Raw genomic sequence first — 18,017 nt, forward strand, 5'->3', positions numbered from 1 at the left:
GGCACTTGCAGGCGCTCAGGTATATCCATGGAAACCACCCTATCGGCCACGTGCAGTCCCGAGCGGTTTTCCGCCGGCTGCCCCAGCCGCCTGCTGTTCGAGCAGGTAACCGACAAGTGGTCGATGATGGTGCTCACCGTGCTGCACAGCGGCCCCATGCGCTTCAACGCGATAAAACGCCAGCTTGAAGGCGTGACGCAGAAGGCCCTGACCCAGTGCCTGCGCCGCCTCGAACGCAACGGCCTGCTGACCCGGACCATCTTGCCGGCCGCGCCCATCGGCGTGGAATACGCACTGACCGATCTGGGCCGGTCATTACATAGGCCGTTCAAGGAGCTTTACGTGTGGATGCACCGGAACCTCGACGAGGTAGACGCGGCGCGCCAGCGCTACGACGCCGAGGCAACTACCCGGGCGTGATCCCCGGTTTTCTGCTCATGCGGATGCACGGCCACAGGTGAGCCACCGGCAGCTCAGGTCGGGACGTCCCGCCCTTGTTCCGCGATGCAACGCTGCAGGCTCTGCTCTAGAGCGCGCCCTTCGTCGATGTGCGCCTCGGGCACGGTGTCTTTCGCCAGCACGCGCCGGACATAACCCACGCGTGTTTCCATCGACGCGCGCAAGGCCTCGCGCGCATCGTTGCCGCAGGGCGTACGCGGCTTCCAGGCCGCGAGTGCTTCGATACGGGGCGGAAGTGCCGCCAACCGATCCGGCTGGACCGCGGCAGGCGCCTCGCGCAGTTGCCCCACGCGCGACACCCAGTCGCTGGCGAAGGCGCGCAGATCGCGTACATCAGCGTCCTGGGCGACGGCATCTGCTTTGCGCACGCGATGCGACTCGGTGATGGCAAGGAAGGTGGTGGTGGCCGAAGCGATGAATGCCACCAGGATGACGATGATCGCCGTCCGCCGACCGTTCGAGCCGGAGGGTGTTGCGTTGCGGTCGGCTTCGGTCATGGCGGGATCCCGGCTTCCATCGAATGGCGGACGATCATTCTGCACCATCGGCCGTCGTGCGGTGGGCGGCGCAATGTCGCGTCGCTGCAGAAAGGCGGCTTCATGCCGTTACGGCGTTACGTCGCTATAGTCGGGCGATCCCTCCCCAGAAGGAAGCCGACCCGCATGCTTCGCTTTCGCCACCTCGCCCTGATCACCGGCTTGGCCGCCGCCTTCGTCACGCCCGCCATGGCGGACGACCTGAAAGTCATGACGTTCAACGTACGCACGATGACCGGCAACGACGGACTGAACGACTGGCCGCACCGACGCGACCTGTTCGCCGATACCATCCGCCAACTGGATCCGGACATCGTCGGCACGCAGGAGCTGTACAAGGCGCAGGGCGACGACACCGTGGCGCGGCTGCCGGAATACACCTGGTTCGGCCGCGACCGTTTCGGTGAGCACCGTGACGAGCACATGGGCATCTTCTACCGGAAAGACCGCCTGAAGGTGATCGAATCGGGCGACTTCTGGCTGTCCGACACGCCGGACAAGGTGGCCAGCATCACCTGGGGCAACGTGTTTCCACGCATGGTCAACTGGGCGCTGTTCGAGCGGCTGTCGGACCACAAGCGGTTCTACCTGCTGGACACGCATTTCCCCTATCGCGACCAGGACGAAGACGCCCGCTCGCGCAGCGCGCATCAGATCGCAGCATGGATCGCGAAGCTTCCCGCCCACGTACCGGTGATCCTTACGGGCGACTTCAACACGGGACCGGAAAGCGAAACGCACAAGGCGCTCACGGCCACGTTCAAGGACGCATGGGTCGCCGCGCCGACGCACACCGGCCCGGCGGAAACCTTCCACGACTTCACCGGCAAGGCGACCAAACGGATCGACTGGATTCTCTACCGGGGCGTCGAAGCGACCTCCGCGCAGACGGTCACCACGTCGAAGAACGGGCGATATCCCTCCGATCACTTCCCCGTGCAGGCAGACTTCGCGCTCTGATCCGGCACACGCCGCGTCCGTGCGCTCAGGCCTGCGGCCGGGGCGCCATGGGTGCGGCAGGCGGCGTCGGTGCCGAGGGCTGCTGGGGCGCCGACGGGCTGCGCGGCGGAACGCCGGTGTATTGCGCCGAGGCCAGGCGCCAGCCATCCGCGCCCTTCACCACCGACGCGCCCAGCGTGAGGCGATGCTCCGCATCCTTCACCGTGAACACGACGGACGCCGTGACGAAGGCGGTATCGCCGTTCACGCGGGACACCACGTCGCGCAAGGCGACGGGCGGCGCCGTGGTCTTTTTCTCGGGCGCATAGAACCCAAGCACGGCATCGTGCTCGTCCACCTCGCCGCGTGGCGATACCTCGACGAAGCGCGGTAGCAGCACCGCCCGCAAGGTCGCCACGTCGAACGCGTGCTCGGCGGCGACGTAACGGGAAACGGCGGCTTCGGGCGTAGCCGACGAATCACTCGCCACCGCGGCCGTGGCGGCGCCGGCGCAAGCGAGCAAGGAAGCGGACAGCAGGACGAGACGACGCGACATGGTGGGCCCCTGGTTTCCTGGATGGAACCTCGATCATCGCGGTAGCACCGGGGCGCCGCATGGCCCGTTCGTCACGCGTCTCGCGTCAGCCCGCCTTCTCCAGCGGGCGACGACGGTGGTAGCGCACGCGGCGACGGAAGCCGTCCGCGCTACGCAATGCCACGGTGCGCACCGGTGAGCGCGGAGCGGGAAACACCCACGCCGCCAGCCGGATGCCCCACCGGTCGAAGGTTCGGTCGAACACCATGGCCGCGGCGATGACCACCGCGAAGGTCACCGGCACCGTGATCAGTGCGGCCAGCACCGGATCGAGCGCGAAGCGCCCCGCCATCTGGATGAAGCACCAGGCGGAGACGCTGAGCAGGATCGGCAGGTGGACGAGGTAGAACGCGTACGAGATACGCCCCATGAACTGGGCGGGGCGGCTCTGCAGGACACGATCCAGGCAGCCGCACCGCACGATGTAAAGCAGCAGCACGCCACCCAGCACGTTGAAGAAGGCCTTGCGCTCGTTGTCGGCCAGCGGCAACACGCGGGTCCAGTCGTACCACGGCGACGCGTCGAAGCCGCCGCAGATCACCACACCGATCGCCGCCAGCGCCAGCCACGTACGCGACCGGGTCAGTCGGGCCTCGCCGATATGGCTGCCGGCCAGGAACGCCGTGTAGTACGGCCAGTCGTGCGGGAAAAACCACGCCAGCAGCGCCACCGCGAAGACGAAATTCAACGGTGCGGCACGCCCCGGCAGCGTGAGCGACCGGTAGGCGAAGACGAACATCGACCCAAGCAATTCGATCTTCATCGTCCAAAGCGTGGGATTGAAGCGCGACCAGCCGCCGAGGATCGTGCCGTAGGTACCGTCGCGCAGGGCCTCCATCAGGTCGGCCGGCTTCTTCCAGAAGTCCGCCAGCCAGTGCGAGCCCGAAAGCGCCCCCGCTTCCACGGCGTGACTCCAGCCCATGGCCATGACGAGCCAGGCGAATATCACCGAGCCGAAGATGGGTACGCCCAGGCGCAGGTAGCGGCGTGACGCGCGCAGGCGGAACACCGTGGCGTCGCCGTTCTCGATGAACGACTTGGTCAGTACGTAGCCACTCAGCACGAAGAAGATGCAGACAGCAAACTGCCCGTTCCACAGCACCGACAGCGGAGGAAAGGCGATCACGTGGTCGACCACGCCGTGCATGGCGGCGGGCGTGGTGGTGTCCGGGTAGATCCAGGCGAAGCCGCCGGGCAGGAAGGCCAGGAAAAGATGGCACAGCAGCACGTTGACCGCGGCGAGGCCACGCAGTCCGTCGGCTGAGAGGTCTTTGGTCATCGTCCTTCCGGAGAAAAACGGTCATGGAAGCAAGACCGACTTGGCCCTCCGGTGAACGCAGGTTCTTTCGTTCCGCTCCGCTTTGGCTACGTGATGTGGATGTGAAAGCGGTGTAGCCGGTGTGGCTGCCGACACACGGCGGGTGCTTTTCCACACGCCCGATCAGGATCGATCCATCCTCCCCGCCGCGCGTAAACACGGCGCGACACACCTGCGCGAGCCATAGGGCTGTTGGCACGAAACGTGATTCGGCCTTGCCCCGATCAGGCAGCCGCCGTCTTCCTCGGCGGCTCTTACAAAGGAGCAAGACATGAGTTCGATCGGAGGATCGGGGCCGCCGAAGGCGCCGAAGACCATAGACAGCCGTGCGGTATTCGCAGGGAATAAGACGCTGGACGGTCGGCAGGTGTTCCTCCCTATTGGGACAGTGGATGGGACGATGACGCCGCGCCCTTACCCTCATGTCACCCTCGAAAGCTCCGGCCACGGGCATATGAGCGATATGACGGTCCACGCCAAGCAGGAGCACGGCAGTAAGGTGGTACGTATGACGCAGACCTATACCGCTATCGGCTCGGGGAATGTCCCAAAGCCGAACAAAGCTCGGTATTTCAGCGACATAGGCGTCCCCCTTCGATATAGTGGAGGCACCTTCAAAACGATGGATAAAGAGGAGCCTGTTTCGCCGCGGACGCTGACCAACAAGACGAACCGCTTCGACACCAGCTTCTAGGTTGAACGCATCCGGTCTTCGCTCCTGAGACCGCTTTCTGGCACCATCCTCCGGCTACGACGCGCGGACGCGCGCCTGCCGGACAGCCAAACCCATGAACCTGCAAGCCAATTACGAACAGATCCCGCTCAAGGACTACGCCGAGCGGGCCTATCTCGACTATTCCATGTACGTGGTGCTGGACCGCGCCCTGCCCTTCGTGGGCGACGGGCTGAAGCCCGTCCAGCGGCGCATCGTGTACGCCATGAGCGAGCTGGCGCTGGGCGCCACGGCCAAGCCGAAGAAGTCCGCTCGCACCATCGGTGACGTCATCGGCAAGTTCCACCCACACGGCGACTCGGCCTGCTACGAGGCCATGGTGCTGATGGCCCAGCCCTTCTCCTACCGCTATCCGCTGGTGGACGGACACGGCAACTTCGGTTCGCCCGACGACCCGAAGAGCTTCGCGGCCATGCGCTACACCGAGTCGCGCCTCACCCCCATCGCCGAGGTCATGCTGTCCGAACTGGGCCACGGCACCGTGGACTGGGTACCTAACTTCGACGGCACGATGAACGAGCCCTCGTGGCTACCCGCCCGCGTGCCGCACGTGCTGCTCAACGGCTCCATGGGCATCGCCGTCGGCATGGCCACCGATATCCCGCCGCACAACCTGCGCGAGGTGGCCAGCGCCTGCATCCGTCTGCTGGACGACCCGGACGCCACCATCGCGGATCTGTGCGAACACGTGCAGGGTCCGGACTACCCCACGGATGCCGAGATCATCACGCCGCGCCGCGAGCTGGCGGCGATGTACCAGAACGGCGTCGGCTCGGTCCGCGCGCGCGCCGTCTACGTGCGCGACGATGGCAACATCGTCATCACCGCCCTGCCCCACCAGGTCTCGCCGTCCAAGATCCTCGAGCAGATCGCCGCGCAGATGCGCGCGAAGAAGCTGCCGATGATCGAGGACCTGCGCGACGAGTCCGACCACGAGAACCCGATCCGCCTGGTGCTCGTGCCGCGCTCCAGCCGCGTGGACGCGGACGAGATGATGCAGCACCTGTTCGCCACGACGGACCTGGAAAAGAGCTTCCGCGTCAACATGAACATGATCGGCCTGGACGGGCGGCCGCAGGTGAAGGATCTGAAAATGATCCTGAGCGAGTGGCTGCGCTTCCGTACCGACACGGTCACGCGACGGCTCAACCACCGACTGGGCCGGGTCGAGCGCCGCCTGCACATGCTCGAGGCCTTGCGCATCGCCTACCTCAACATCGACGAGGTGATCCGCATCGTCCGTACGGAGGAAGAACCCAAGCCCGTGCTGATGGCGCGCTTCCGCCTGGACGACGAGCAGGCCGACTACATCCTGGAAACCAAGCTGCGCCAGCTGGCCCGCCTGGAAGAATTCAAGATCAACGAGGAACGCGACAAGCTGGAAGAAGAGCGCGCCCGCATCAACGTGCTGCTGAAGTCGCCGGCCAAGCTGAAAAGCCTGATCAAGGAAGAACTGCGCAGCGACGCCGAGAAATTCGGCGACGAGCGCCGCTCCCCGCTGATCGAGCGCAGCGTGGCGCAGGCCCTGGACGAAAGCGCGCTGGTCGCCTCCGAGCCGGTCACCGTGGTGCTCTCGCAGAAGGGCTGGGTACGCGCCGGCAAGGGCCACGAGATCGACGGCGAGGCCCTGTCCTACCGCGACGGCGACAGCCTGCTGGCGATCTCCCGCGCGCGCACCACGCAACAGGTGGCCTTCATCGACTCCACCGGCCGCGCCTATGCCACGGCGGCACACACGCTGCCCTCGGCCCGCGGCAACGGCGAGCCGCTCACCGGGCGGTTCAGCCCGCCGGCCGGCGCCCGCTTCGACGCCGTGGTGGCTGCCGATAACGACACCCGCATCGTGCTGGCCACGGATTTCGGCTATGGGTTCGTCACCCGCTTCGAGGCGCTGACCGGCCGACAGAAGGCCGGCAAGCAGATCATCAGCCTCAGCGACGGTGCGCGCGTGCTCACACCGACGATCACCGCCGATCCGTCGCGCGACCGCATCGTCGTGGTCACCGGCGAAGGCCACCTGCTGATGTTCTCGGTGGCCGAGCTGCCCGAACTGGACAAGGGCAAGGGCAACAAGCTGATCGAGATTCCCAAGGCCAAGCTGGCCTCGGGCGAGGAGCGCGTGGTGGGCATCGCCGTGGTCGCCGAGGGCAAGGGCGAGGTCACCCTCTATGCGGGGCAGCGCAAACTCACGCTGAAATGGGCCGACCTGGTCGAGTACGGCGGCAGCCGTGCCACGCGCGGTGGCGTGCTGCCGCGTGGCCTGCGTCGCGTGGAGCGGATCGAGACCACCGGCTGACCGGCAAGGCTATATCCGCGTCACGCTCCACGACACCAACCGCCCCTGCTCGTAAGGCATCACGCCATGGAACGGGCGGGGGTCGGCGTCGAACACCATCGGCAGGAAATGCCGGTCGCCTTCCCACATAGGCACGGTATCCAGCGCGTCCAGCGCCACCCATTCCAGTGCGCCCTCCGGGTTGGATTCCAGGCACGTGCCGGTGTACCGGTCGATGACGAAGATGAAGCCCAGCCAGTCTTCGCCGTTCTTGCCGAAGCCCGGCCAGTTGAGGGTGCCGCGCAGGCGCATGTCCACGCACTCGATGCCCGCTTCCTCGCGGATCTCGCGGCGCATGCAGGCGGCGATGTCCTCGCCCGGCTCCATCTTGCCGCCCAGGCCATTGTACTTGCCCAGGTGCTGGTCGTCCTGGCGGGCGTTGCGGTGGATCAGGAGCACGCGGCGACCGTCCGGCGACAACACGTAACCGAGCGTGGCGACGATGGGCGTATAGGGCATGACGATGACGACACCGTGGAAAAGCCCGGGAGTTTACCCTTCCCTGCGCGAAGACGGCGATTCACCCCTTGCGTCGCCCCGGCGACCCGGCGACCATCCACCCATGCGCCGCCCGCCCCTTCCCCGTTTTGATCGCACGTTCCTGCTCCGCGCCCTCGCCGCCACCCTGGTCACCGCTTCGGCCCTGGGCTGTGCGCCAGCCGCGGATGCCGTGGACGGACAGGACATCGTCTTCGACAGCCAGTCGTATTTCGCCGTCACGGTGGATACCCGGCAGGAGGACATCGAGCTGCGCTGGCGCAATCCGGACACGGGGCAACCGTTCGGCGGCATCGAGGCCCTGAAGACCTGGGCGGCGGGCAAGGGCCGGCCGCTGGCTTTCGCCACCAACGCAGGTATCTACGATCGCGAGTTCAAGCCGCTGGGCCTGTTCGTCGAGGACGGCAAGACGGTCGTGCCGCTCAACCTGGTCCACGGCAACCCGCGCTCGGGTAATTTCTCGCTGCTGCCCAACGGCGTGTTCGCCGTGTACGACGACGGCAGCGTGGCCGTCACCTCCACGGAAGCGTTCCGCGACGCGGGGCGCAAGCCGCGCTTCGCCACCCAGTCCGGACCGATGCTGGTGATCGACGGCGAGGTGAATCCGCAGTTCGACAACGGCTCGGACAGCATGAAGTGGCGCAGTGGCGTGTGCGCGAAATCCTCGCACGAGGCCGTGTTCGTGGTCAGCCGCGCGCCGGTCAACTTCCACAGCTTCGCCCGACTGTTCCGCGACCAGCTGGGCTGCCGCGACGCGCTGTTCCTGGACGGCACCATCTCGCAGGCGTACACGCCGGACGACGGCTACGCCGGCGCGCCGGCGTTCATGACCAAGCCCTACGCGGGCATCGTGGCGGTGTTTCCGAAAAAACGCTGAGCGCTACGCGAGCATCCGTACGCAGATGGCCTCGTAGAGGTCGGGCAGGCGCTCCAGGTCGGCGATGGACACACACTCGTTCACCTTGTGGATGGTCGCGTTCACCGGGCCCAGCTCGATCACCTCGGCGCCCATCGGCGCGATGAAGCGGCCATCGCTGGTGCCGCCGCCGGTGCTCTGCTCCGGATCGATACCGCACAGGTCGCGGCATACCCCGACCACCACCTCGCGCAGGCGGCCTCCCGGCGTGGCCAGGAACGGGTGGCCGGACAGGTGCCAGTCGATGGCGAAATCCACGTCGTGCGCGCGAAGGATCGCTTCCGCGCGCTCACGCAGGCCGTCCGCCGTGCTGGCGGTGGCGAACCGGAAATTGACCAGCGCCACCAGCTCGCCGGGGATCACGTTGTTGGCACCCGTGCCCGCGTTGAGGTTGGACACCTGGAAAGACGTGGGCGGGAAATCCGCATTGCCTTCGTCCCAGCGCTCCGCCGCCAGCGCCGCCAGCGCGGGCGCAAACGCATGGATCGGGTTTTTCGCTTTTTCCGGATACGCCACATGGCCCTGCACGCCGCGCACGGTCAGCGTGCCGGAGAGCGAGCCACGCCGACCGACGCGGATCAGGTCGCCCAGCCGTTCCTTCGCCGACGGCTCACCGACGACGCAGGCGTCGATGCGCTGGCCCACCGCCGCGAAGTAATCCACCACCTCGCGCACGCCGTGCAGCGCCACGCCTTCCTCGTCGCTGGTCAGCAGCAGGCCCAGCGTGCCGGCATGCTCCGGATGCGCGGCGACATAGCGCTCCAGCGCCACGACCATGGCCGCGACCGAGCCCTTCATGTCCGCCGCCCCGCGGCCGTAGAGCACACCGTCGCGCTCGGTGGGCTCGAACGGCGGCGATAGCCACGCCGCTTCCGGCCCGCTGGGCACCACGTCGGTATGGCCGAGAAACGCCAGTACCGGGCCGTCCTGGCCGTGGGTGGCCCAAAGGTTGTCGACATCGCCGAAGCGCAGGTGCTGGATGCGGAAGCCGACGGCGGCAAGGCGTCCGGCAATCAACGGCAGGCAGCCGGCGTCGTCGGGCGTGACCGAACGGCGGCGGATCAGGTCGCAGGTGAGGTTGAGGACGGCGGAGGTCATGGCGTGCCGAAGCGCTTCTTGAAGGCGTTGTCGCTGAAGCCCACCGTGACCTCGTCACCGTCGACGACGACAGGGCGCTTGATGAGTGCCGGGTACTCTTTCAGCAGCAGCGTCCATTCCGGATCGCTGCGCGGATCCTTGCGCTGCGGCAGTAGCGTGCGCCACGTGGTCGAGGCCTTGTTGACCAGTTTCTCCCAGCCGCCCAGTTGCTCCGCCCACGTCTTGAGCGTGGCGGGGGGCACCGGCTGCGCACGGTAATCGACGAACGCGTGCGGCACGTCGAACCGGGTCAGCCAGTTGCGGGCTTTCTTGCAGGTGTCGCACTGCGGCAGGCCGTAGACGGTGATCGCCATGGCTCAGTCCCCGCTGCGCAGCAGTTCGTTGATGCCGGTCTTGGAGCGCGTCTTCTCGTCCACCTGCTTGACGATGATGGCCGCATACAGGCTGTGGCTGTTGTCCTTCGCCGGCAGGCTACCGGACACCACGACGCTGCCCGCCGGCACGCGGCCGTAGGAAATCTCGCCGGTGGCGCGGTTGTAGATGCGGGTGGACTGGCCGAGGAACACGCCCATGCCGATCACCGAACCCTTCTCGACCACCACGCCCTCGACCACCTCGGAACGCGCGCCGATGAAGCAGTTGTCCTCGATGATGGTCGGGTTGGCCTGCAGCGGTTCCAGCACGCCACCGATGCCCACGCCGCCGGAGAGGTGCACGCCCGCGCCGATCTGGGCGCACGAACCCACCGTGGCCCACGTATCGACCATGCTGCCCGCGCCCACGAAGGCGCCGATGTTGGTGTAGCTGGGCATCAGCACCACGTCTTTTGCGATGTGCGCGCCACGCCGCACCAGCGCACCCGGCACCACGCGCGCGCCCAACTGCGCGTACTCCGTGGCGTCGCCGTCGGTGAAGCGCAACGGCACCTTGTCGAACGCGCTGGACGGACCACCGTCCACCACCGCGTTGCCGTTGATGCGGAAGTACAGCAGTACGGCCTTCTTCAGCCACTGGTTGACCTTCCAGCCACCCTTGCCGTCCGGCTCCGCCACGCGGCGTTCGCCGGATTCCAGCAGACCCAGCACCTGCTCGACCGCTTCGCGCACGTGGCTTTCGATCTCGCTCTGGGTCAGGTCGGCGCGACGCTCGAAGGCATCGTCGATCAGGGATTCAAGCGTTTGCATCTGCATGTACGACAGTCCTGGGGGTTTCGAAACCGATATGGCGAAGCAGGCAAGCGCGCAGGATCTCCCGGCGCTCGGCGGAGAGGGAGGCGTTGCCGCGATCGGTCAGCTGGAAGAAATCCTCGACGCGCTCACCGAACGTCGCGATACGCGCATCATGCACGCGCACTTCGGCTTCGGCCAGCGCCTGGGCTACGGCGGCCAGCAGGCCGGGGCGATCGGTGCACACCAGCGCCAGCTGCGTGCGCTCGCCCGCGTCGACGAACTCGATGCGCGGCGTCATCTGGAAATGCCGCAGGTGGCGCGAGAGGCTGCGCTTGGGCGGCCCCTGGCCGGCGGGTTGTTCCAGCGCGCGGCGCAGGCGCAGGCGCAGTTCTTCCGCGCGCTGCAGCGAGGCCGGCGCCTGCGAATCCGACTCCAGCAGCAGGAAGGTATCCAGCGCCATGCCGGTGCTGGACACGAGCACGCGTGCCTCGACCACGGAGAAGCGCAAGCGGTCGAGCACGGCGGTGACCGTGGCGAACAGGCCATCGCGATCGCTGGCGTAGATGAACAGCTCGGTGCTGCCGCGCACGGAAAACGGATGGACTTCGACCAGCGGCGTGGCGCCGCGGGAGCGCAGGATGGCGGCCGTCTGCCAGGCGATCTGTTCGGGGCGATGTCGCAGGAAGCTGCCGTCGGGGAATTCCGCCCAGACCTGGCCCACTTCGTCCGCGGCCACATGCTCGCCGACCAGGATGCCCAGCGCGCGCTCGCGGCATTCGCGCACGCGCATCCCCGCGTGCGACGGCGGGGTGAGATCGCTGCGCAGCGCAAAGCGCGTGGCCGTATACAGGTCCGCCAGCAGGCGATCCTTCCAGGCGTTCCAGAGCTTCGGGCTGGTGCCGATGATGTCGGCGATGGTCAGCAGGTACAGGTGATCCAGGTGTTCCCAGTCGCCCACCGTGGCGGCGAAGCGGTGCACCACGTCGGGATCGGTGATGTCCTGGCGCTGGGCGGTGGTGCTCATCAGCAGATGATGGCGGACCAGCCAGGCGACCAGGTCGACATCGTCGGTGCCCAGGCCCAGCCGCCCGCAGAACGCGCGCGCGTCTTCCTCGCCCAGCACCGAGTGATCGCCGCCCCGGCCCTTGGCGATGTCGTGGAACAACGCGGCCAGCAGCATCAGCTCGGGCTTGTCGATGTGCGGCCAGATCTCGCAGCCGATGGGGAAGTCGCGCCGGGCGGCGGGGTCGGCGAAACGCGCCACGTTGCGCAGCACCCGCAGCGTGTGCTCGTCCACGGTATAGACGTGGAAGAGGTCGTATTGCATGCGCCCGACCACCTTGCCGAAGGCCGGCAGCACGGCGGCCAGCAGGCCGTGGCGGTTCATCCGCCACAAGGCCTCCACCGCCGGGGCGCCACGGCGCAGCAGGGTGAGGAAGGCACGCAGTACCTCGGGGTCGTCGGCCAGCGACTCGCCATGCGACGACGCCGCATGCTGGATACGCCGCATCGTGTCGGCGGTAAAGCCCGCGATACCCGGCTCGTCCAGCCGCGCGATGAAGATCTCCACCAGCGCCGCCGGGCGATGCACGAACAGGTCCGGGTCGCGCACGGCGATGCGTGCCCCGTAGCGAACATAGTCGCGCCCTACGTCCTCGGGCCGGGTCTGCGGATCGAGCATTTCCTCGAAGCGCTCCACCAGCTGCGTGCCGGAGCGCTCGATCTGGGTGGCCGCGCGGTAGTAGCCCTGCATGAACTGCTCGACGCCCAGGTTTTTCGCGTGCTCGTCCTCAAAGCCCAGCCGGGTGGCCAACGCGCGCTGGTAGTCGAACAGCAGGCGCTCCTCGGCGCGCCCCGCCTCCAGGTGCAGCGCATAGCGGTAGCGACGCAGGGTTTCTTCCGCGTCGGTCAGCCGTGTGGCCTCCACCGGTTCGAGCAGGCCTTCGGCCACCATGGCGTCGAAATCGGGGGCGTCCGCGAGGCGACGCCCCAGCCAGCGCAGCGCGTCCAGGGTGCGCAGGCCGCCGGGGCCGTCCTTGAGGTTGGGTTCGAGGTTCTGCGCGGTATCGTCGTAGCGGGCATGGCGCGCGTCACGCTCGGCCAGGCGTGCCGCCAGATAGGCCCGCGGGGGCCAGAGCGCGGGGTCGTCGAGTATCCCGCGCAGCTCCTGGGCGAGGATGGGCCAGCCGGCCAGGCGCTTGGCGTCGAGCAGGCTGGTGAAGACGCTTGCCTCCGTCGCCGCCAGTTCGCGGCATTGCGCCACGGTGCGCACCGCATGGCCCGGCTTGAGGCCGATGTCCCACAGGCAGCCGAAGAAGTTCTCCAGCGCGCGATACAGCGCCGGTGAGCTTTCGCCTACCAGGGCCAGCAGGTCGACATCCGACGCGGGAAACAGCATGCCGCGCCCGAACCCGCCCACGGCGAACAGGGCGGAGGCGGCGATGTCGCCCAGGCAGGCACCCCAGGCATGCACCACCACGCGCTCGACGATCTCGGCGCGGCGACGGGCCAGCGCCGAGGCATCCTCGCCCTCGTTGAAGGCGACGGTGAGGGCGCGATCCACATCGCCCATCAACTGGCGGAGTGCACGGCGCGCCTCGGGCGAGACGCCCGAGCGGGGCACCACGGCGGGCAGGCGCGGAAGCGGCGGAAGCGTCACGGCGAAGCCCTCGATGGCTGTGGCAGGGATCGGACGGCGGCCGGGCGGCCGCGTCGATGGAGCGTCAGGCGGCGTCCGGCCAGGGCGTGAGGATCTCGAAACCGGTATCGGTGACGGCCACGGTGTGCTCCCACTGGGCGGAGAGCGAGTGATCCTTGGTGACCACCGTCCAGCCGTCGGGCAGCGACTTGGTCTGCGGTTTGCCGGCGTTGATCATCGGTTCGATGGTGAAGGTCATGCCGGGCTTCAGCTCCAGGCCCGTGCCGTTGCGCCCGTAGTGCAGCACCTGCGGCTCGTCGTGGTAGACCTTGCCGATGCCGTGGCCGCAGTACTCGCGCACCACCGAGAAACCGGCGGCCTCCGCGTGTTTCTGGATGGCGGCGCCGACATCGCCCAGGGTGGCGCCCGGCCTGACCGCCTCGATGCCCTTCATCATCGCCTCGAAAGTGGTATCGACCAGGCGGCGCGCCAGGACGCTGGGCGTGCCGACGAAATACATGCGGCTGGTGTCGCCGTGCCAGCCGTCCTTGATGACGGTGACATCGATGTTGACGATGTCACCGTCCTTGAGGACCTTGGTCTCCGTGGGAATGCCGTGGCAGATCACGTGGTTGACCGAGGTGCACACGGTCTTGGGAAAGCCCCGGTAGCCCACGTTGGCGGGCACGGCCTTCTGCACGTTCACGATGTGGTCGTGGGCCAGGCGGTCCAGGTGCTCGGTGGTGACACCGGGCTTGACGTGCGGCACCAGCATGGCCAGCACCTCGGCGGCCAGCCGGCCGGCCTCGCGCATCAGCTGGATCTCTTCGGGGGTCTTGGGTACGACGGGCATGGCGGCTCTCTCTTGGTTCTTTGCCCTTCAGGGGAACGGGCCTGCCTGCGGAAATGGCGGCGCCCCCACCGGAATTCCACCCGATCTTGCGGCAGGGCGGCCCCGGAGGCTACAATTAGCGAGTTTTGCTGTCCGGCGAAGCCACGCGAGCGTGGCCACGGCGGCGATACGAACCGCGATTGTAACCGGTCGCACCCAACGCCACACACGCATCGGCACCGCCTTCGGGGTGCCTGGTTCGAAAGAACCGGGTCGAAGCCGGGGATGCGTGGAGGTCCCAACCCCCTCAGAACCGCTCGATGCGGTTCGCCCAGGAGTCATTCCATGGCACAAGTCACCATGCGCGAAATGCTGGAAGCCGGCGTTCACTTCGGCCACCAGACCCGTTACTGGAACCCCAAGATGGCGCCGTACATCTTCGGTGCCCGCGGCAAGATCCACATCATCAACCTCGAGAAGACGCTTCCGCTCTTCACCGACGCGATGAACTTCCTCTCGGGCCTGGCCCAGAAGGGCGGCACCATCCTCTTCGTCGGCACCAAGCGCTCCGCTCGTGAGTCGCTGGCCGAAGAAGCCGCGCGCGCCGGCCAGCCGTTCGTCACCGCCCGCTGGCTCGGTGGCATGCTGACCAACTTCCGCACGGTCAAGCAATCGGTCGCCCGCCTGAAGGAACTGGAAGCCGCCGAAACCGACGGTTCGTTCGAGAAGCTGGTCAAGCACGAAGTGCTGGCCCGTCGCCGCGAGCGCGACAAGCTGCAGAACTCGCTGGGCGGCATCAAGGACATGAACCGCCTGCCGGACGCCCTGTTCATCGTCGACATCGGTCACGAAGACATCGCCGTCCAGGAAGCCCGCAAGCTCGGCATCCCGGTGGTCGCCGTCGTCGATACCAACTACGACCCGGCCCTCGTCGACTACGCCATCCCGGGTAACGACGACGCCATCCGCGCCATCCAGCTCTACGCCCGCGCCGCCGCCGACTCCATCCTGGAAGGCAAGGCCGCCTCGCCGAACGCCGCTCGTGGCGATGCCAACGAGTTCGTGGAAATGGACGAGGAAGGCAACCCGGTCGCGAAGGACAGCGCCCCGCGTGGCGACCGTCGTGGCGCACCGGACAAGAAGGGTGCCCCGCGTCGCGAAGGTGGCCGTGACGGCGGCCGTGACGGTGGTCGTGGTCGCGCGTAAGCGCCCCGCCCCGTTACCGCTCCATCGTCCCATCCGGCGCCGCGGCACACCCGCCGCGGCGCCCATCAAAACTTTGAGGAACTACCATGGCTGAGATTTCCGCCAAGCTCGTCAATGAACTGCGTCAGCGTTCCGGCGTCGGCATGATGGAGTGCAAGAAGGCGCTCGTCGAAAACAATGGCGACATCGAAGTGGCGATGGAATGGCTGCGCAAGAACGGCATGGCCAAGGCTGACAAGAAGGCCGACCGCGTTGCCGCCGAGGGCCTGATCGCCGTCGCGCAGAAGCCCGGCGTCGCCACCCTGGTCGAAGTCAACAGCGAAACCGACTTCTCCTCGCGCAACGAGCAGTTCATCCAGTTCACCAAGGACGTCGCCAACGTCGCCCTCGAGTCCGGCATCGACGACATCGCCGCGCTCAAGGCCGCCAAGCTCGGCGACACCACGGTCGAGGAAGGCGCCAAGGCGCTCACCCTGACCATCGGCGAGAAGTTCGACGTGCGCCGCATGGCCAAGGTCGAGACCCAGGACATCATCGGCGCGTATTCGCACAGCGGCCGCATCGGTGTGCTGGTGGCGCTCAAGGGCGGCTCGGAAGAGCTGGCCAAGGGCATCGCCATGCACGTCGCCGCGATGAACCCCAAGTTCGTCAAGGTCGAAGACGTCCCGGCCGATTTCCTTGCGAAGGAAAAGGAAATCGAGCTCTCCAAGATGACCGACAAGGACAAGGCCAAGCCGGCCGACATCCTCGACAAGATCGTCTCGGGCAAGGTCAACAAGATCCTCGCCGAAGTGACCCTCGTCGGCCAGCCGTACGTGCTGGACGGTGACGTCACGGTCGCCGAAGCCCTCAAGAAGGCCGGTGCCGAGATCATCTCGGTGCAGCGCCTGGCTGTCGGCGAAGGCATCGAGAAGGTCGTCGACGACTTCGCCGCCGAAGTCATGAAGCAGGCGGGTCTGGCGTAAGCCACCCGCTCTGGCGACACCCTAAAGAGCCGCGAGCAATCGCGGCTCTTTTTTGTTTACTTGCCTGGTAGGCTCGCCTTCGGCATCGCGTTTGACCCTTGGCCTTGGAGCAAGAGCCGACGGGTGCCACCCCCGGGGCCACGCCTGCGGCGACCCGCTAAGGAAAGGCCGCTCCGCGGCCATGTATTGATTGCCCTTCGGGCCGGGTCGGGCTTCGAACGGGGGTTTTCGACTCGACATCCTGTCTCGCGAAAACGGCCGGCCGTCCTGGCCGGCCCCGCTTTCGCGGCCTGATCCGTTCGAACCCCTCGCCTGCGGCTACCGGCCCCGAGGGTGGCACCCGCCGGCTCTTCCTGGCACTGAGGTTGCGTGTGGGTGAGCGTAGAGCCAGGTTTCGCGTCGTGGCTGGGAACGCTCGCTTGCCTGGGGTGCATGGCATCGGTCGCCTTAGATACGTCGAGGGTTCGCGCACGTGCGTGCGCTCCTTATTTGTCCCGATTGCGCGAAAGTAGGTGCCGAGAGCCGGCGTGGCTGACCGTTGCGCTCCTGGATCGATCGATCGCGTTGTAGCTAGGTCGCCACGCCGGATCTTCCTGCCATACGCCCGAACAGTTGCCCGAGTAGGCGCTCGGAAATAAGGCTGGGCCTGGCGGGAAGGGCTCTCGACATCCCTAGGCTAGCGGAGATCGAGATGAACGGCATCGGCGCGGGCGTGGACGTGAGCAAGGCCTACCTGGACGTGGCCGTGTTCCAGCAGAACGAAGTCAGGCGATTCGATAACGGTGCCGCCGGCTGGCGGGCCCTGGTGACCTGGCTGAAGCCGTACGGGCCTGGCCAGGTCGTTCTGGAGGCCACCGGGGGCTACGAACAGCGCGCGTTGGGTGCCCTGCACGAAGCCGGCTTGCCCATGCGTCGGATCAATCCGCGGCAAGTCCGCTCGTTCGCCCGGGCGACGGGGCAGCTGGCCAAAACAGACCGGATCGATGCCAGAATCCTCGCCCACGTGGCCAGTGTGATCGATCTGGTGCCGTTCCAGCCGCTCGATGCAGACGCCGCCAAACTGCGGCAATACAAGGCGCGGCGCGATCACCTGGTGCAGAACATTGCCACGGAAAAGCAGCGTCGGCGGCAGTTGGACGACCCCATCCTTCGCGCCGATCTCGACGCGCACATCGCTTACATGGAGCAGGCCCTGCACCGTATCGAGCAGGTGATCGCCGACCTCATCAAGGACACCCCGCAGGCCCGGATCGCCCGCACCATCAAGGGCGTGGGCCCGGCGATGGTCGCGACGATGATCTGCGACCTGCCCGAGCTGGGCCACCTCAGCCGCAAGGCGATCGCCAAGCTCGTGGGCGTGGCCCCACTCAACCGCGACAGCGGCTTCTTCGTCGGCCAACGAAGCACCTGGGGAGGTCGCGCGGGTCCACGATCGGCGCTATACATGTCGGCGTTGACGGCCGCCCACCACGACCCTCAGCTGAAGGCCTTTTATGCAGCGCTCATCGGCCGCGGGAAACCCAAGAAACTGGCACTGGTCGCCGTCATGCGGAAGCTGATCGTCATCCTCAACGCGCGGATGCGAGAGGCGATAGCCGCGGCGCCTACCCCATGAGGGTGGACACAGTTGCTACCCCCCAGACGGCAGATCACGCGTTGGATATGCCACGACCTGCCCTACCCCTGGGGGGGGGGTAGGAGCCCACGATGTGGGCGAAAAGCCAACGAAGCGGTGACGCCGCAACCTGCACATCTGCGACCGCTCGCCTCACAACCTACC

The 18,017-nt window shown here is 67.0% G+C and carries 17 protein-coding genes; 8 read left to right on the forward strand and 9 right to left on the reverse strand.

Annotated elements, in window-relative coordinates; all coding sequences use genetic code 11:
* Window positions 1-27: 27 nt before the first annotated feature.
* Window positions 28-420 (forward strand): winged helix-turn-helix transcriptional regulator, encoded by a 393-nt coding sequence (locus FA89_RS00505; protein ID WP_036137092.1) that lies wholly within the window; start codon window positions 28-30, stop codon window positions 418-420.
* 53 nt (window positions 421-473) lie between these two features.
* Here the strand turns inward: FA89_RS00505 and FA89_RS00510 are convergent, their stop codons facing one another.
* Window positions 474-956, reverse strand: a complete 483-nt coding sequence (locus FA89_RS00510) for a hypothetical protein (RefSeq protein WP_036137093.1) — start codon at window positions 954-956, stop codon at window positions 474-476.
* A gap of 165 nt (window positions 957-1,121) precedes the next feature.
* Between FA89_RS00510 and FA89_RS00515 the strand changes: the two genes are divergently transcribed.
* Window positions 1,122-1,955 carry an endonuclease/exonuclease/phosphatase family protein gene (locus tag FA89_RS00515; RefSeq protein ID WP_036137095.1) on the forward strand — a complete coding sequence of 278 codons (834 nt, stop codon included), beginning with the start codon at window positions 1,122-1,124 and terminating at the stop codon, window positions 1,953-1,955.
* Between the two features lie 25 nt (window positions 1,956-1,980).
* On the opposite strand, the gene FA89_RS19030 is transcribed toward FA89_RS00515, so the two are convergent.
* Both FA89_RS19030 and FA89_RS00525 read right to left on the reverse strand, forming a co-directional pair.
* The gene (locus FA89_RS19030) at window positions 1,981-2,490 is read right to left on the reverse strand and encodes a nuclear transport factor 2 family protein (RefSeq protein ID WP_051938430.1); all 510 of its coding nucleotides are present in this window, start codon (window positions 2,488-2,490) and stop codon (window positions 1,981-1,983) included.
* Window positions 2,491-2,575: 85 nt separating this feature from the next.
* On the reverse strand, window positions 2,576-3,808 hold the full coding sequence (locus FA89_RS00525) for an acyltransferase family protein (protein ID WP_036137097.1): 1,233 nt from the start codon (window positions 3,806-3,808) through the stop codon (window positions 2,576-2,578).
* Window positions 3,809-4,118: 310 nt separating this feature from the next.
* Here FA89_RS00525 and FA89_RS00530 point away from each other — a divergent pair, with 310 nt between their 5' ends.
* Together FA89_RS00530 and parC are read left to right on the forward strand one after the other, a co-directional pair.
* Window positions 4,119-4,541 carry a hypothetical protein gene (locus FA89_RS00530; RefSeq protein WP_036137100.1) on the forward strand — a complete coding sequence of 141 codons (423 nt, stop codon included), beginning with the start codon at window positions 4,119-4,121 and terminating at the stop codon, window positions 4,539-4,541.
* A gap of 94 nt (window positions 4,542-4,635) precedes the next feature.
* The gene (parC, locus tag FA89_RS00535) at window positions 4,636-6,876 is read left to right on the forward strand and encodes a DNA topoisomerase IV subunit A (RefSeq protein WP_036137102.1); all 2,241 of its coding nucleotides are present in this window, start codon (window positions 4,636-4,638) and stop codon (window positions 6,874-6,876) included.
* A gap of 9 nt (window positions 6,877-6,885) precedes the next feature.
* Here the strand turns inward: parC and FA89_RS00540 are convergent, their stop codons facing one another.
* Window positions 6,886-7,374, reverse strand: a complete 489-nt coding sequence (locus FA89_RS00540; RefSeq protein ID WP_036137104.1) for an NUDIX hydrolase — start codon at window positions 7,372-7,374, stop codon at window positions 6,886-6,888.
* Between the two features lie 103 nt (window positions 7,375-7,477).
* Between FA89_RS00540 and FA89_RS00545 the strand changes: the two genes are divergently transcribed.
* On the forward strand, window positions 7,478-8,290 hold the full coding sequence (locus FA89_RS00545) for a phosphodiester glycosidase family protein (protein WP_081916291.1): 813 nt from the start codon (window positions 7,478-7,480) through the stop codon (window positions 8,288-8,290).
* Window positions 8,291-8,293: 3 nt separating this feature from the next.
* Here the strand turns inward: FA89_RS00545 and dapE are convergent, their stop codons facing one another.
* From dapE to map, 5 genes are all read right to left on the reverse strand, one after another.
* Window positions 8,294-9,427 carry a succinyl-diaminopimelate desuccinylase gene (dapE, locus tag FA89_RS00550; RefSeq protein ID WP_036137106.1) on the reverse strand — a complete coding sequence of 378 codons (1,134 nt, stop codon included), beginning with the start codon at window positions 9,425-9,427 and terminating at the stop codon, window positions 8,294-8,296.
* Window positions 9,424-9,780 carry an arsenate reductase gene (locus FA89_RS00555; RefSeq protein WP_036137108.1) on the reverse strand — a complete coding sequence of 119 codons (357 nt, stop codon included), beginning with the start codon at window positions 9,778-9,780 and terminating at the stop codon, window positions 9,424-9,426. The genes dapE and FA89_RS00555 overlap by 4 nt, the downstream gene beginning before the upstream one ends.
* 3 nt (window positions 9,781-9,783) lie before the next feature.
* Complete coding sequence (gene dapD / locus FA89_RS00560; protein WP_036143344.1) at window positions 9,784-10,611, reverse strand: 2,3,4,5-tetrahydropyridine-2,6-dicarboxylate N-succinyltransferase; 828 nt, start codon at window positions 10,609-10,611, stop codon at window positions 9,784-9,786.
* Window positions 10,598-13,168: a [protein-PII] uridylyltransferase gene (glnD, locus tag FA89_RS00565; protein ID WP_081916783.1), complete on the reverse strand. Its 2,571-nt coding sequence runs from the start codon at window positions 13,166-13,168 to the stop codon at window positions 10,598-10,600. Before glnD ends, dapD begins: the two co-directional genes overlap by 14 nt.
* A gap of 151 nt (window positions 13,169-13,319) precedes the next feature.
* Entirely contained in the window at window positions 13,320-14,087 is a 768-nt protein-coding gene (map, locus tag FA89_RS00570; protein WP_036137111.1) for a type I methionyl aminopeptidase, read from the reverse strand.
* Window positions 14,088-14,411: 324 nt separating this feature from the next.
* Between map and rpsB the strand changes: the two genes are divergently transcribed.
* The 3 genes from rpsB to FA89_RS00585 all read left to right on the forward strand — a co-directional run bounded on the left by rpsB (window position 14,412) and on the right by FA89_RS00585 (window position 17,852).
* Window positions 14,412-15,272 carry a 30S ribosomal protein S2 gene (gene rpsB / locus FA89_RS00575; RefSeq protein WP_036137114.1) on the forward strand — a complete coding sequence of 287 codons (861 nt, stop codon included), beginning with the start codon at window positions 14,412-14,414 and terminating at the stop codon, window positions 15,270-15,272.
* An 86-nt stretch (window positions 15,273-15,358) separates the two neighbouring features.
* Window positions 15,359-16,237 (forward strand): translation elongation factor Ts, encoded by an 879-nt coding sequence (tsf, locus tag FA89_RS00580; protein ID WP_036137116.1) that lies wholly within the window; start codon window positions 15,359-15,361, stop codon window positions 16,235-16,237.
* A 691-nt stretch (window positions 16,238-16,928) separates the two neighbouring features.
* Entirely contained in the window at window positions 16,929-17,852 is a 924-nt protein-coding gene (locus FA89_RS00585; protein WP_036137119.1) for an IS110 family transposase, read from the forward strand.
* The last annotated feature ends 165 nt before the right edge of the window (window positions 17,853-18,017 follow it).

Source organism: Luteibacter sp. 9135 (assembly GCF_000745005.1).
Classification (GTDB): domain Bacteria; phylum Pseudomonadota; class Gammaproteobacteria; order Xanthomonadales; family Rhodanobacteraceae; genus Luteibacter.

Bases quoted from the DNA above. Each gene is read 5' to 3' on its own strand.
- map (WP_036137111.1), bottom strand. From the start codon at position 14,087: ATGCCCGTCGTACCCAAGACCCCCGAAGAGATCCAGCTGATGCGCGAG.
- FA89_RS00585 (WP_036137119.1), top strand. From the start codon at position 16,929: ATGAACGGCATCGGCGCGGGCGTGGACGTGAGCAAGGCCTACCTGGAC.
- FA89_RS00540 (WP_036137104.1), bottom strand. From the start codon at position 7,374: ATGCCCTATACGCCCATCGTCGCCACGCTCGGTTACGTGTTGTCGCCG.
- FA89_RS00505 (WP_036137092.1), top strand. From the start codon at position 28: ATGGAAACCACCCTATCGGCCACGTGCAGTCCCGAGCGGTTTTCCGCC.
- parC (WP_036137102.1), top strand. From the start codon at position 4,636: ATGAACCTGCAAGCCAATTACGAACAGATCCCGCTCAAGGACTACGCC.
- FA89_RS00545 (WP_081916291.1), top strand. From the start codon at position 7,478: ATGCGCCGCCCGCCCCTTCCCCGTTTTGATCGCACGTTCCTGCTCCGC.
- FA89_RS00555 (WP_036137108.1), bottom strand. From the start codon at position 9,780: ATGGCGATCACCGTCTACGGCCTGCCGCAGTGCGACACCTGCAAGAAA.
- dapD (WP_036143344.1), bottom strand. From the start codon at position 10,611: ATGCAAACGCTTGAATCCCTGATCGACGATGCCTTCGAGCGTCGCGCC.
- FA89_RS00510 (WP_036137093.1), bottom strand. From the start codon at position 956: ATGACCGAAGCCGACCGCAACGCAACACCCTCCGGCTCGAACGGTCGG.
- FA89_RS19030 (WP_051938430.1), bottom strand. From the start codon at position 2,490: ATGTCGCGTCGTCTCGTCCTGCTGTCCGCTTCCTTGCTCGCTTGCGCC.
- FA89_RS00515 (WP_036137095.1), top strand. From the start codon at position 1,122: ATGCTTCGCTTTCGCCACCTCGCCCTGATCACCGGCTTGGCCGCCGCC.
- FA89_RS00525 (WP_036137097.1), bottom strand. From the start codon at position 3,808: ATGACCAAAGACCTCTCAGCCGACGGACTGCGTGGCCTCGCCGCGGTC.
- FA89_RS00530 (WP_036137100.1), top strand. From the start codon at position 4,119: ATGAGTTCGATCGGAGGATCGGGGCCGCCGAAGGCGCCGAAGACCATA.
- dapE (WP_036137106.1), bottom strand. From the start codon at position 9,427: ATGACCTCCGCCGTCCTCAACCTCACCTGCGACCTGATCCGCCGCCGT.
- rpsB (WP_036137114.1), top strand. From the start codon at position 14,412: ATGGCACAAGTCACCATGCGCGAAATGCTGGAAGCCGGCGTTCACTTC.
- tsf (WP_036137116.1), top strand. From the start codon at position 15,359: ATGGCTGAGATTTCCGCCAAGCTCGTCAATGAACTGCGTCAGCGTTCC.
- glnD (WP_081916783.1), bottom strand. From the start codon at position 13,168: ATGGGCGATGTGGATCGCGCCCTCACCGTCGCCTTCAACGAGGGCGAG.